The organism is Streptomyces sp. NPDC059008 (assembly GCF_042749045.1).
GTDB lineage: Bacteria > Actinomycetota > Actinomycetes > Streptomycetales > Streptomycetaceae > Streptomyces.
The window spans coordinates 1-12,757 of the sequence record NZ_JBHYJC010000032.1 but is presented as its reverse complement, the minus strand read 5'-3'; the positions used below and the strand labels follow the sequence as shown (position 1 = coordinate 12,757).

Sequence of the window (12,757 nt, the reverse complement as noted above, 5' to 3'; positions counted from 1 at the left end):
ACAGCCGGTCAGTGCCAGATGGCGACCGGGCGTCCTTCGGCGTCGTGTTCGGGTGGGTCCGGGAGGGGGCGGGCGCGGTCGAGGGCGATTTGGTGGGCCGTCCATGCGGCGGCGGCCGCGTCCAGTACGTCGTCGGGCGGGGTGCGCCCCGCGTCCCCCAGGTCGTCAGGGAGGACGATTCCGGCCGTGGCGAGGAGCGCGCGCCGCGCCGTCTGGCCCGCCCAGCTCTTCTTGCGGGCAAGCAGCGGCGTCCCGCCCGCCAGGGCCCGGAACGACACTTCCGGGTGCACTTCCCTGAGCCGGTGGCCCCCGGGTTCCGCCAAGCAGGCGTTCGCCTCACGGAGTTTGGGCGCGAGCCCCCAGCTCTGGCGGCTCAGCCCGGCCCCGGTGAGTGCGCGGCACCGGCGCCGCGCGTCGTCGTACGTCTCCTCCTGCCACACCGCGCGCGGCGGCACCCGGAAGACGCTCCCCCTGCGCGGTCCCAGCAGGGCCGCCGCCTCGGCGTCCGCCCGCCGCCACCCGGCGTCGAGGAGCCCCAGCGGCATGTCCACGGCCACGACCTCGACGCCGCCGGCCGCGGCAACGGGCAGGAGGGAGCGCAGGGTCGTCACGGCACGCGCCTGCGCGAAGCGGCCGTCGCGGAGCTCGACCGCCAGCCAACCCCCCGGGCAGGCGTCGACGCCGAGGACGGTCACCATGTCACCACCATGTCAGCCAGTGTCCTCGAACCAGGCCGTCGGGGAACGGCCCGTTGGGGAGTATCCGTACTCTCCGAAGAGGCGGACGAAGTGAGCGAGGACGACGGTCCGGCGGCGCGCCAGTCCCCGGTCCGTCCGCTCGTACAGCTCGACCCACTCCTGGCCCCCGGGCCCGATCGGCTGCACCAGTCGGCCTCCGACCCGCAACTGCGCGGCCAGCGGCGGCGGCACCTCCGGGAAGGCGGCACACACCACGATCGCGTCGAACGGAGCCCGGTCCGCCGCGCCCCGGGTGCCGTCGCCGACGACGATCTCGGCGTTGCGTATGCCCTGCCCGGCGAGGTTGGCCCGGGCCCGCTCGGCCAGGTCCGCCCACCGCTCGACGCCGACGACGTACGCCGCGAGGCGGGCCAGCAGCGCCGTCTGGAAGCCGAGACCGCTGCCGACCTCCAGCACGTGTTCCTCCCCTGTGAGGCCGAGCGCGGCGACCATCATCGCCACGAGGGAGGGCTGCGTCGTCACCTGGTCATGAGCGAGCGGAATCGGCACGTCCGCGTATGCCGACGCCTTGCCGGTGGCCGGGACGAAGGCCTCGCGCGGGGTCGCGCCCAGGGCGCGCAGCAGGCGTTCGTCCGTCACGCCGGAGGCCCGGGCGGCTTCGACCAGCTTCTCGGGGCCCGGGTTCTCGGGGTCCCGGCCGCGGCGGGGACGGGGGTGGGGATGGGGCATCGTGAGCGTCTCCGTCCGAGCTGTCGGACGTCACGGGACCCGGCCGTGGCACGAACCACGACCAAGAACTACGACTACGGCGACAGGCCGGAGCTGTAGTGGCGGACGAGTCGGCCTGTACGCCGGGTTCTGTCGCCCCCGGTCCTTGCGGGCCGAGGGGAGACGGCCATCCATCTAGGACTGCCGTTGCCGGCAGCCTCGTGCGGTCTACCCGCGGACTCGGGCGGGCAGCCCTCGATCGTCCGCGCAGGGGCATCAGCGATGCCCCCTCTTGACCTTGCTCCGGGTGGGGTTTACCTAGCCCTCCGAGTCACCTCGGAGGCTGGTGGTCTCTTACACCACCGTTTCACCCTTACCCGCGCCTTGCGGCCCGGGCGGTTTGCTTTCTGTGGCACTGTCCCGCGGGTCACCCCGGGTGGGCGTTACCCACCACCTTGCCCTGTGGAGCCCGGACGTTCCTCGGGAGGATCCGCGCATCCGAAGATGTCAGGACCCCCACGCGGCCGTCCGGCCGGCTCGTCCGCCGTGCCGACCATGGTACCCACAGGTCGAGGGGCCGCGAGCCGCCCCTCACCGGCCGGCCTCGCCCCCTCCCGGTCCGCCCTTGACCTTGTCGCAGCGGCAACGTTTCTACTGGGCGCATGAGAATCGGTGAGCTCGCAGGTCTGGTCGGCGTCAGCACACGCGCCGTGCGCCACTACCACCACCTCGGTCTGCTGGCCGAGCCCGAACGCCGGGCCAACGGCTACCGGGAGTACGGGCTGCGGGACGCGGTCGAGCTCGCACGCCTGCGCCGGCTGACGGAGCTGGGGCTCGGGCTGGACGAAGTACGCGATGTGCTCGCCGACGACTCCGGGCGCGAGCTGGACGAGGTCCTGGCCGAGCTGGACGCGGATCTGGCCCGCCAGGAGGAGGAGGTCCGCCGGCGGCGGGGTCGGCTGGCCGCCCTGCGGCGGCAGGCGGAGCAGCACGGGGGGCTGTGGGCGGAGGGGCCGGTGTCGGACGAACTGGCGGCCGTCTTCGGGGAGATGGCCCGTACCTCGGCCGCGCGCCCCGGTCCGGAGCCCGCGATGGCGGCGAAGGAGCGCGAGGTGTTGGCGCTGATGGAGTCGATGGCGGGAGGGAAGGAGGGCAGCCGGGTGGTGGCGCTGCTGCAGGAGGCCACCTCGACGCCGGGGGCGATGGAGCGGACGTACGAGGTGTACGGGCTGCTGGACGCGCTGGCCACGGCCGCGCCGGACGATCCGCGGGTCGCGCAGGCCGCACGGGCGCTCGCCGAGTGCATTCCGGACTCGGTGTTCGCCGAGGTCGGCGGGGAGGACTGGGAGCGGGCGGCCGGCCCGGGGACGGACGACGGCCTCATAGCGGCGTACTACGCGCACTTCGCGCCCGCGCAGGCCGAGGCCGTACGGCAGGCGATCCGGCTCGTGGCGGAGCGTGCCCGGTGAGCCGGGGCGGCACGCTGCGCGCACTGGCCGCACACGAGGGCCGCTGGATGGTGAGCCTGGGGCGGTGGGTGGCGCGGCGGCGGATCTCGGTGGCGCCGGGAGACCGGGCGATGCCCTATGCGGGGGCGCAGGCGGCGCTGGTGTACGGGCTGACGTTCGTGTGTGGGGTGGAGACCGTCGGGCTGCATGTGCTGCTGGGCGGTGTGCCGGTGGCGCGTGCGGTGATGCTGGTCCTCGACGTCTACACGGTGCTGATGATGCTGGGGTTCCAGGCGGCGGCGGTCACCCGGCCGCATGTCCTGGGCCCCGGTGAGCTGCGGCTCTGCGAAGGGGCGCGGCGGGAGCTGCGGATACCGCTGGAGCGGATCGCCTCCGTGCGCCATGACCTGCGGTTCAGCAAGGAGGGTGGGGCCGGGGTCGTGGAGCTGGCGGTCGGCGGGCAGACGTCGGTGACCGTGGAGCTGGCCGAACCGGTCGAGACCACGACGCTGCTGGGGCGGCGGGAGACGGTGCGGACGGTGCGGTTCCACGCCGATGACGCACGGGGCGCGGTCGCGGCCGTGCGGGCGGCGGTGGCGGCATGCGGCGAGTGCCCCGGGGCGCCGGGGACACCCGAGACGCCGGGTGCCCCCGAGGCGGTCAGGCAGGGGTGAAGCGGACCGGTTCGCGGCCCGGCTCCGCCTCGGCGAGGCGGACCCGGATGCGGTGGCCCAGCGGCAGCTCGGGGCCGTTCGAGGCGGCGTCGACCGGGCCGATGACGGCCGGGTCGTAGAGGTGGACGGTGCCCTGGGTGGGGTCCTTCTCCTGGATCTCGACGACCAGCGCCTCGAAGGTCTCGCCGACCCGGTCGCGCAGCAGCGCCGCCTCGACGAGGTCGACACAGGCCCGCTCGACCCGGTTGGCGTGCTGGGTCCCGGACTCCATCTCGCCCGGCAGTGCCGGCAGCGCGCCGCGCACCCAGTCGGCCGGCTCCTCGCCGGCGGAGGCGGCCAGGCACAGCTCGGAGGTGTAGCGGTCGACCAGCCGCCGCAGCGGAGCGGTGGCGTGCGCGTAGGGGGCGGCGACGGCGGCGTGCTGCACCTCGGAGGCCGTGGGCGGGGTGCCGTCGAAGACGGTGTAGCCGGCGCCGCGCAGCAGGGCGGTGCACTCCTGGAGGAACGCGGCGTGGGTGGCGCGGCGCGGGTCGAGGGTGCGGATCAGCGCGGAGTAGGAGGTGTGGTGCGGCCAGTCGATGCCCAGGGCGCGGGCGGTGAGGCGGAGCCGGGCGACCGAGCCGTCCGGGGCTCTGGGCAGGGTGCGCAGCACGCCGATCCCGGAGGCGAGCATCAGCTCGGCCGCGGCCATGCCGGTGAGCAGGGAGATCTGCGCGTTCCAGGCGTAGGCCGGCAGCGGGGCGCGGTATTCGAGGGTGTAGTGGCCGTCGTGCTCGACGATCTCCTGCTCGGGGACGTGCAGGGAGATCGCGCCCCGGGCGGCCTCCCGCTCCTCGCGCAGCAGGCCGATCTCACGGAGCAGGGCGAGCGGCTCCTCGGCCGTCCCGTCGTCCAGGACCCGCTGGACGCCCGCGTAGTCCAGCTTGGCCCGGGAGCGGACCAGGGCGCGGCGCACCGAGGTGGCGGTCAGCGCGCCCTGCGCGTCGAGGTCGAGCTGCCACAGCACGGCCGGACGGTCCTGGTCGGGCAGCAGGCTGGCGGCGCCCTCGCTCAGCGCGTAGGGGTGCAGCGGAACGCGCTCGTCGGGGAAGTACAGGGTCGTCACACGGTGGTGGGCCTCGGCGTCCAGGGCGCCGCCCGGTGTGACGAAGGAGGCCACATCGGCGATGGCGTAGTGGACGCGGAAGCCGCCGCCGCTGCGCCGGGACAGGAACATCGCCTGGTCGAGGTCGAGGGAGCCGGGCGGGTCGATGGTGAAGAGGGGGAGGTCGGTGGCGTCCTCCAGGGTGTGCTCGGTCGCCACCGCGCCGTCGGCGGCCGGGATCCGCGGGGCACGGGCGGCGCTCTCCGCCTCGGCCTGCGCCGTGGGCGGGAAGTGGTCCGGGATCTCCAGCTTTCCGCGCAGCTCACGCAGCGCGGCGCGCAGCGGGGCCTCGGCTGCGTCGGTCACATGCATATGGCGACGGGGCATGAAACCGAGCGTATGGCCGGCGGGCGCCGTTGGCGCGGTGTACACGGGCCGAGCAGCGCCTCCACGGGCGGAGGGGCCGCGGGGGCGTTTCCGCACCCGGCCGCCGCAGGCCATACGCTTTCCCGGGGCCGCACCCCCGCCCGTACCGCCGTGAAGGAGAACACCGTGCTCGTGCTGTTGCCGCCGTCCGAAGGCAAGGCCACGCCGGGAGCCGGGGCGCCGCTGGACATCGGTGCGCTGTCGCTGCCGGGGCTGACCGACGCGCGCCGGGCGGTGTTCGAGGAGCTGGTCGAGCTGTGCGCGGCGGACGAGGCGAAGGCCCAGGAGGTGCTCGGGCTGAGCGACGGTCTCCGGGGTGAGATCGCCAAGAACGCGGGGCTGCGGGCCGCCGGGACGCGCCCGGCCGGGGAGATCTACACCGGCGTGCTCTACGACGCGCTCGGGGCCGGGTCCCTGGACGCGCGGGCGCGCAAGCTGGCCGAGCGCTCGCTGCTGGTGTTCTCGGGTCTGTGGGGCGCCGTGCGCCTGGGCGACCGGATCCCGTCGTACCGCTGCTCGATGGGGGTGAAGCTGCCGGGGTTGGGCGCGCTGGGCGCGTACTGGCGGGCGCCGATGGCGGAGGTGATGCCGCAGGCGGCCGGGGACGGGCTGGTGCTGGACCTGCGGTCGGCGGCGTACGCCACGGCGTGGAAGCCCAAGGGCGAGGTGGCCGGACGGACCGCGACGGTCCGGGTGCTCCAGTCGAAGATCGTGTCCGGTGTGGAGAAGCGGTCGGTGGTCAGCCACTTCAACAAGGCGACCAAGGGGCGGATGGTGCGGGACCTGCTGTCCGCGGGGCTGGAGCCGGCGGATCCGGCGGAGCTGGTGGAGGCGCTGCGCGGGCTGGGGTACGTCGTGGAGGCGAAGGCGCCGGCGAAGCGCGGCGCGGCGTGGTCCCTCGATGTGATCGTGACGGAGCTGTAGGGCCGGTGGCCGGGCGGCCGGGCACCTGAGGAGCGGAGGGTCCCAGGGCCGCGGACCCCCAGGACTGTTGCAACATGCGCAACGATCGTTGCGGAGGGTGGCTGCGTGGGCGCACTATGGGCGGCGTGACCAGCGCCTCCTCCCCCGTGCCCACCGCCCCCTCGGTCCTCGGGCTCGCCCCCGTCATCCCGGTCGTCGTGCTGGAGGACGCGGCCGACGCCGTACCGCTCGCCCGGGCGCTGGTCTCCGGCGGACTGCCCGCCATCGAGGTGACCCTGCGGACGCCCGCCGCGCTGGACGCCGTCGCGGCCATCGCCCGCGAGGTCCCGGAGGCGGTGGTCGGCGCCGGCACGCTGCTGACCCCCGAGCATGTCGCCGCGGCCGGTGCGGTCGGCGCGCAGTTCCTGGTCAGCCCCGGCTGGTCGCCGCGGCTGCTGCGCGCGATGCGGGACTCGGGCATCCCGTTCCTGCCCGGCGTCTCGACCGCCTCGGAAGTGGTGACCCTGCTGGAGGAGGGCGTCACCGAGCTGAAGTTCTTCCCGGCCGAGGCGGCCGGCGGCACGGCCTATCTGAAGTCGCTGGCCGCGCCGCTCCCGCAGGCCCGCTTCTGCCCGACCGGCGGGATCGACCTGGCGTCGGCCCCGTCGTATCTGGCGCTGCCCAACGTCGGCTGCGTGGGCGGCACATGGATGCTGCCGGCCGACGCACTGGCCGCCAAGGACTGGGACCGGGTGCGCCGGCTCGCCCTGGAAGCGGCGGCGCTGGCGGTCTGACGGCCCGCCGCGCCCGGTGACGCGAACGGGCCCGGCGCATCGGACGGCCGATGCGCCGGGCCCGTCTTCCGGTGTCCGCGTGGCAACCGCTCGCGTACCCGGACGCGTCCACCACCGGGGCGCCTGGCCTACCGCAGATGCGAGGTGTCGTTCAGCAGCCGCAACGAGGCGTTGCCGTCCGCGAAGTACGCGACCGCGGAGAGCGAGGCCGCGGAGAGCTCCATACGGAACAGCGACTCCGGCGGGGCGCCCAGAGCCAGCCGGACCAGCGTCTTGATCGGCGTGACATGCGTGACCAGCAGCACCGTCTTGCCGGCGTAGCGGGCGAGCAGCTTGTCGCGGGCGACGGCGACCCGGCGGGCGACCGTCGCGAAGGACTCGCCGCCTCCGGTGGGCGCCGCCTTGGACGAGCCGAGCCAGGCGTCGAGGTCATCGGGGAAGCGCTCGCGCACCTCGCCGAAGGTCAGCCCCTCCCAGGCACCGAAGTCGGTCTCGCGCAGGCCCTCTTCGACACGGACCTCCTGGCCGAGCCGGTCCGCGACCGCCTGGGCGGTCTCCCGGCAGCGCCGCAGCGGGGAGCTGACGACGGCCTGGACCGTGCCGCGGGCGGCGAGCGCGGCGGCGACCGCCTCGGCCTGGCGGCGGCCGGCGGCGGACAGCTCGGGGTCGGCGCCGCCGCTCCCGGAGAACCGCTTCTGGGGCGTGAGCGCCGTCTCGCCGTGCCGCAGCAGGACGAAGGTCGCCGGTACGCCGAGGTCGGGGGCGCCCCAGCCGGCCGGCGGAGGGGCGGCCGCCACCTCGTCCGCGGCCTCGGCCGCCACGTCGGCGGCGCGGGCCGCGGGGCTGCGGGCCGGCGCGGTGGTGGTGGCCAGCGCCGCCCTGGAGTCCCCGGGCTCCCACTGCCTGCCCTGCTTGCCGGCGTCCATCGCCTCGTTGGCGAGCCGGTCGGCGTGCTTGTTCTGCGCGCGCGGGATCCATTCGTACGCGACCTGGCCGGCCGGGAAGACCGCCCTGGCCTCGGCGGCCAGCGGCTTCATGTCCGGGTGCTTGATCTGCCAGCGCCCGGACATCTGCTCGACGACCAGTTTGGAGTCCATCCGCACCTGGATGCGCGCCTGCGGATCCAGCGCGTGCGCCGCCCTGAGGCCGGCCACCAGGCCCTTGTACTCGGCGACGTTGTTGGTCGCGGTGCCGATGAACTCCGCGGCCTCGGCGAGCGCCTCGCCCGTCTCCGGGTCGAGGACGACCGCGCCGTAGCCGGCCGGCCCCGGGTTGCCCCGGGACCCGCCGTCCGCCTCGACGATCAGCGTGCGCGCCATGGCCTACAGGCCCGAGTCGGGCGTACGGACCAGGATCCGGCTGCAGTTCTCGCACCGCACGACGGCGTCGGCGGGGGCCGCCCGCACGTCGTTCAGCTCGGTGATGTTCAGCTCCAGCCGGCAGCCCTCGCAGCGGCGCTGGTAGAGACGGGCCGCGCCGACGCCGCCCTCCTTGGTGCGGATGCGGTCGTAGAGCTTGAGGAGGTCGGCCGGGATGTCGGCGACGGTCAGCTCGCGCTCCTTGGTGACGGTGGCGGCCTCGGCGTCGATCTCGCCGGTCGCGGTGTCACGGCGGGAGACGGCGTCGTCGACCTTGGCCTGGATGGCCGCCACCCGGTCGGTCAGCTCGCCGACCCGCTCCTGGGCGGCCTCGCGGCGCTCCATGACCTCCAGGACGACGTCCTCCAGGTCGCTCTGACGCTTCGCCAGGGAGGCGATCTCGTGCTGGAGGTTCTCCAGGTCCTTGGGGGAGGTGACGGCTCCGGAGTCCAGGCGCTTCTGGTCGCGGGCGGCGCGCTGGCGCACCTGGTCCACGTCCTGCTCGGCCTTGGTCTGCTCGCGGCTGGTGTCGCTCTCCTCGGTCTGCGCGGCGACGAGCAGGTCGCGCTGCTGGGTGAGGTCGGCCTCCAGGGTCTGCAGCTCGGCCAGCTCGGGGAGGTTCTTGCGCCGGTGCGCGAGCTGGGTGAGCCTCACGTCCAGGTTCTGGACGTCGAGGAGGCGGATCTGGTCGGCGGGCGCGGCGTTCAGCGTGGGGCTCCTGTGGTGTGCGTCGGGGTGAAGAGAGGGGTGGACGCCGCGTGGGCGGTCCAGGGGTCGGTGACCGTACGGGAGACATGCGTGCGCAGTCCCCAGTCGTGCCGGTCGGAGACCGCGTCGAGCTGGGCCGCGGCCTGCTCGCACCACGGCCATTCGGTGGCCCAGTGGGCGGCGTCGAGCAGCGCCAGCGGGCCGTTGCGGGTGTGCTGGGTGGCCTCGGAGGCCGGGTGGTGGCGCAGGTCGGCGGTGAGGAAGGCATCCACACCGGCCGCCCGCACGTCCTCGAAGAGGCTGTCACCGGAGCCGCCGGAGACCGCGATGGTGCGGATCACCCGCTCCGGGTCGCCGGCCGCGCGGATGCCCTGCGCGGTGGCCGGCAGCCGGGCCGCGGCGTACGAGGCGAACTCGGCCAGCGTCATCGGATGCGCCGGCTCGCAGATCCGGCCCAGGCCGCGCCGGCCCGCCGGGTCGCTCGCGTCCGGCACCAGCGGGCCCAGGATGCGCAGATCCAGAGCGCCCGCCAGGGCGTCGGAGACACCGGGGTCGGCGGTGTCGGCGTTGGTGTGCGCGACGTGCAGGGCGATGTCGTGCTTGATGAGGGTGTGCACGACCTTGCCCTTGAAGGTCGAGGCCGCGACCGTCGTCGTGCCGCGCAGATAGAGCGGGTGGTGGGTGACGAGGAGGTCGGCGCCGAGCTTCACCGCCTCGTCGGCGATCTCCTGGACCGGGTCGACGGCGAACAGCACACGGCGGACCTCGGCGTCGGGATCTCCGCAGACCGTGCCGACGGCGTCCCACCCTTCGGCCCGCTCGGGGGGCCAGAGGGCGTCGAGCGCGGTGAGGACTTCAGACAGTACGGGCACGGAGGGAAGGTTACCCCCCGCCTGTGACAGGGGGTGGGGCCAACGGCGCGACGGGGGCGGTGGTGCCGGGCGCGGACGTCCTCCCGGCCGGCCGCTACTCGACCAGGAAGCCCCGCAGATCGTCCAGGACGCTGCCGGCCGCGGTGACGCCCAGCCCCAGGTACCAGGTCTCGTCCCGGACGTTCTCGGCGTGCCCGTCCTTGACCGCCTTGAGGTTCTTCCACAGGGGGTTGCGCTCCGCGCTGTCCCGCTTGGTGGCCTTGGGGTCGCCGTAGACACCGGTGAAGATCCAGTCCGCGTCGGCCTGGTCGATGTTCTCCGGGCTGACCTCGGTGGCGAGGTCGTCGATCCGCTGGTTCTCGGGCCGCGGCAGGCCGACGTCCTTCAGGATCGTGCCGATGAACGACTGCTCGGCGTAGAGCCGGGTGAACTGCGGCATGTAGCGCAGCATCGTGACGGTCGGCTTCTTGGGGCCGATGTCCGCGCCGAGCTTGCGGGCCTTGGTCTCGTACGCGGCCAGCTCGGCCTTGGCCTCGGCGGTCTTGTCCACAGCCGCGGCGTTCAGCAGGTAGTTCTGCTTCCACGTGAAGCCGGGGCGGATCGAGAACACGGTCGGAGCGATCCTGCTGAGCTGCCGGTACTGCTTCTCGGCGCGCAGCTTGCTGCCCAGGATGAGGTCGGGCTTGAGCTGCTCGACCGCCTCCAGGTTGAGGCCGTTGACGGTGCCGACGCTCTTGGGGTGGCCGGCGGCCTTCTTGAGGTAGTCGGGGATGCCCTCGTCGCCCTCGGTCGGGGCGTAGCCGACCGGCTTGATGCCCAGGGAGACGACGTTGTCGAGCTCGCCGACGTCGAGGACGACCACCCTCTTGGGCGCGGCCTTGATCCGGGTGCTGCCCATCGCGTGCTCGATGGTGCGCGGGAACCGTCCCGGCTCGGCGTCGGTGCCCATCTTCGCGGTCTCTTCCGCCGCCTTGGCGAAGTCCTTGCCGCCCTGGGCGACGGCCTTCGACCCCGCACCGTCGCCGCCCTTGCCGCCCGCGCCGGAGGAACCGCAGGCCGCGAGCGACAGGGCACCGGCGGCGACGAGGGCTATCGCGGCGCTGCCGCGGCGGCTAAGGGACATCACGTACTCCAAGGGAAGGGCCGGACAAGGCCGAGTTAGGTAGACCTAACTTAATGCACGGTTGAAACCGCAAGCACAACCACCCCATCCGGCACCGGCGAACCGGACAACTGCCACTCTTACGCGTGAAGTACCGCAACTCGCGATGATCGTCCGCAAGTGCGAAAACTAGCTTCGGTTGCCGACTGGAGGTGACCGAAGCAATGACGATCTGCGCCACTGAGGACGCCACCGCCCTGGCCGGCCCGCACCGCGCCGCCCTGACGATCGCCGCCGACGGCTCGTACGCCGCCCGGCTCGCCCGTCACGACGATGCCGCGGGGAGCTGGTTCCCGGAGCGCTGGACGCTGGGCGGACCCGAGCCGTACGCCGTACCGCTGCCGGGCAGCCAGCCCGAGGAGCCGGACAGCGAGCTGCTGCCCCTCACGGACGGCCGGGTGCTGATCCTGCGTCGGGTCGCCGACCGCTTCGCCCTCTGCCTGCTCTACCCGACGGACCCGGGGACCGGTGAGCTGCTGCTGGGCACCGTGGAAGCGCCCGAACTGACGCTGCTGCCACCCGCCCCCGACGGAACCCTCGGCTACGCGCTGGCCCCCGGGCCGCACCGCACCGGGCTGTGGCTGGTGCACGGCGGCGGGGACGGCCCCGAGCGGATCGCCGAGATTCCGGGCCGCTGTACGGGCGGCGCCTGGCTGGACCGCTGCGGCCGGCTCCTCGCCCTGGACCGGGAGTTGGACGGCCGGACCAAGACCGTGGTGGTCGACCTGGGGCGGGGCGGCGAGACCGGCCCGCTCCTGCAGATCACCGAGCACAGCAACGACCGCCTGCTGCTCGCCGACCCGGACAGCGGGCTGCTGCTCGTACGGTCGGACGCCCCTGGGTACGACCGGCTGGGCTGGGGCGTACTGGGCAGCAGCCTGCCGGTGCGCTTCCCGGAGTGCCTGCGGCCCGCCGGCTTCGCCCCCGAGGGCCACGAACCGGGCGGAGGCGGAGCGGAGGCCGGCGTGGCGATGACCCCGTTCGCCGTCCAGCCGGGACAGATGCTGGCACCGGAGAGCTGCGCGGTGGCGTTCCGGATGGACGCGGCGAGCGGTACGTGGCTGGGGATCTGGCGGCCCTTGGGGCGGCGGCTGCGCCAACTCCCCGTACCGGCGGGGTGGCTGGCGGGGGCCGGGCTGTGGACGGCGGACGGCGCACTGCTGCTGCCGTACGCGACGGACGCCGAGCCGTGCGGGGTGGCGCGGATGGCCATACCGCTGGAGCCGGTGGGGCACGGCCCCGTGGAGCCGGTGGGGCCGGTGAAGGCGGCGGGGTCGGTAGGACCGGTGGGGCCCGTGGGCCTCATGCAGGCGCTGAGGGCGGTGGGCCCCAAGGGCGCCGTCGAACAGGAGGGGGCGGTGCGGCCGGAGCCCTCCCCTTCCGGGGCAAGCACGGCGAACGGCGCGGGGATTGTCCCGGATGCAGCGGATGACGACAACCGCTCCACAAGATCCACACATCCGCGGCTCGTCGGCGGGGAACCGCACCGCTCCGCCGCACATCCTCGAATGTGCAGGCCAGTTCCCCTGCAACAGGCACCTCTCACGGCACGGTAGACCCGGTGCGATGTGATTTCCGGCCCCGTTACTATTTCGGGCCGGGGCACGCAGCCGGTTGACCGGCCACCGACAGTTCCGCTCGGGGTCAGCCTCGGCGACGACCGTCGGGCGAGGTCCCGACGCGTAAAGCCGTAAGCGATCTGACGGAGTGACTCTCTTCATGTCCGAAGCCCGAACCGACACGACCCAGGCGCGCCCCCGGGAGGCATCCGCCCAGGCCGCCGAGGCCGCAAGCTCCGGCAGGCACCGTGGCCCGGCCGCCACGGAGGAGTCCGGCTCCACCCCCCACGGCCGGCACCGCCGCGACAAGCAGCCGCAGGACGCGTAGGTCCGGGCCGGCGGCTCCAGTCCGCCGGCCGGTCG

At 74.1% G+C, this 12,757-nt stretch carries 13 protein-coding genes and 1 other RNA gene; 6 read left to right on the top strand and 8 right to left on the bottom strand.

Annotated features, from left to right (window positions below; all coding sequences use genetic code 11):
- Nucleotides 1-8: 8 nt before the first annotated feature.
- The 3 genes from ACFWZH_RS28770 to rnpB all read right to left on the bottom strand — a co-directional run bounded on the left by ACFWZH_RS28770 (nucleotide 9) and on the right by rnpB (nucleotide 1,946).
- On the bottom strand, nucleotides 9-698 hold the full coding sequence (locus ACFWZH_RS28770; protein ID WP_384437420.1) for a DUF429 domain-containing protein: 690 nt from the start codon (nucleotides 696-698) through the stop codon (nucleotides 9-11).
- Between the two features lie 12 nt (nucleotides 699-710).
- Nucleotides 711-1,427, bottom strand: a complete 717-nt coding sequence (locus tag ACFWZH_RS28765; protein WP_384437417.1) for a protein-L-isoaspartate O-methyltransferase — start codon at nucleotides 1,425-1,427, stop codon at nucleotides 711-713.
- Between the two features lie 102 nt (nucleotides 1,428-1,529).
- Nucleotides 1,530-1,946, bottom strand: an RNA gene (rnpB, locus tag ACFWZH_RS28760) — RNase P RNA component class A.
- A gap of 122 nt (nucleotides 1,947-2,068) precedes the next feature.
- Here rnpB and ACFWZH_RS28755 point away from each other — a divergent pair.
- A complete protein-coding gene (locus tag ACFWZH_RS28755; RefSeq protein WP_384437414.1) occupies nucleotides 2,069-2,875 on the top strand; it encodes a MerR family transcriptional regulator in 807 nt (268 codons plus the stop codon).
- A complete protein-coding gene (locus tag ACFWZH_RS28750; RefSeq protein WP_384437411.1) occupies nucleotides 2,872-3,528 on the top strand; it encodes a hypothetical protein in 657 nt (218 codons plus the stop codon). Before ACFWZH_RS28755 ends, ACFWZH_RS28750 begins: the two co-directional genes overlap by 4 nt.
- Here the strand turns inward: ACFWZH_RS28750 and ACFWZH_RS28745 are convergent.
- The gene (locus tag ACFWZH_RS28745; protein WP_384437408.1) at nucleotides 3,515-4,999 is read right to left on the bottom strand and encodes an RNB domain-containing ribonuclease; all 1,485 of its coding nucleotides are present in this window, start codon (nucleotides 4,997-4,999) and stop codon (nucleotides 3,515-3,517) included. The genes ACFWZH_RS28750 and ACFWZH_RS28745 overlap by 14 nt on opposite strands.
- 165 nt (nucleotides 5,000-5,164) lie before the next feature.
- Between ACFWZH_RS28745 and yaaA the strand changes: the two genes are divergently transcribed.
- Both yaaA and eda read left to right on the top strand, forming a co-directional pair.
- Nucleotides 5,165-5,962: a peroxide stress protein YaaA gene (gene yaaA / locus ACFWZH_RS28740; protein ID WP_384437405.1), complete on the top strand. Its 798-nt coding sequence runs from the start codon at nucleotides 5,165-5,167 to the stop codon at nucleotides 5,960-5,962.
- Between the two features lie 116 nt (nucleotides 5,963-6,078).
- Nucleotides 6,079-6,735 (top strand): bifunctional 4-hydroxy-2-oxoglutarate aldolase/2-dehydro-3-deoxy-phosphogluconate aldolase, encoded by a 657-nt coding sequence (eda, locus tag ACFWZH_RS28735; RefSeq protein ID WP_384437609.1) that lies wholly within the window; start codon nucleotides 6,079-6,081, stop codon nucleotides 6,733-6,735.
- 128 nt (nucleotides 6,736-6,863) lie between these two features.
- On the opposite strand, the gene ACFWZH_RS28730 is transcribed toward eda, so the two are convergent.
- The 4 genes from ACFWZH_RS28730 to ACFWZH_RS28715 all read right to left on the bottom strand — a co-directional run bounded on the left by ACFWZH_RS28730 (nucleotide 6,864) and on the right by ACFWZH_RS28715 (nucleotide 10,796).
- Nucleotides 6,864-8,054 (bottom strand): bifunctional RNase H/acid phosphatase, encoded by a 1,191-nt coding sequence (locus ACFWZH_RS28730; RefSeq protein WP_384437402.1) that lies wholly within the window; start codon nucleotides 8,052-8,054, stop codon nucleotides 6,864-6,866.
- A gap of 3 nt (nucleotides 8,055-8,057) precedes the next feature.
- The gene (locus ACFWZH_RS28725) at nucleotides 8,058-8,801 is read right to left on the bottom strand and encodes a zinc ribbon domain-containing protein (protein WP_384437606.1); all 744 of its coding nucleotides are present in this window, start codon (nucleotides 8,799-8,801) and stop codon (nucleotides 8,058-8,060) included.
- On the bottom strand, nucleotides 8,798-9,673 hold the full coding sequence (locus ACFWZH_RS28720) for a Nif3-like dinuclear metal center hexameric protein (RefSeq protein ID WP_384437400.1): 876 nt from the start codon (nucleotides 9,671-9,673) through the stop codon (nucleotides 8,798-8,800). The genes ACFWZH_RS28725 and ACFWZH_RS28720 overlap by 4 nt, the downstream gene beginning before the upstream one ends.
- A gap of 94 nt (nucleotides 9,674-9,767) precedes the next feature.
- The gene (locus tag ACFWZH_RS28715; protein ID WP_384437397.1) at nucleotides 9,768-10,796 is read right to left on the bottom strand and encodes an ABC transporter substrate-binding protein; all 1,029 of its coding nucleotides are present in this window, start codon (nucleotides 10,794-10,796) and stop codon (nucleotides 9,768-9,770) included.
- A gap of 203 nt (nucleotides 10,797-10,999) precedes the next feature.
- On the opposite strand from ACFWZH_RS28715, the gene ACFWZH_RS28710 reads away from it, so the two are divergent.
- Together ACFWZH_RS28710 and ACFWZH_RS28705 are read left to right on the top strand one after the other, a co-directional pair.
- Nucleotides 11,000-12,391, top strand: coding sequence for a hypothetical protein (locus ACFWZH_RS28710; RefSeq protein ID WP_384437394.1), 1,392 nt, complete (start codon nucleotides 11,000-11,002; stop codon nucleotides 12,389-12,391).
- Between the two features lie 163 nt (nucleotides 12,392-12,554).
- The gene (locus ACFWZH_RS28705; RefSeq protein WP_384437392.1) at nucleotides 12,555-12,722 is read left to right on the top strand and encodes a hypothetical protein; all 168 of its coding nucleotides are present in this window, start codon (nucleotides 12,555-12,557) and stop codon (nucleotides 12,720-12,722) included.
- Nucleotides 12,723-12,757: the final 35 nt, after the last annotated feature.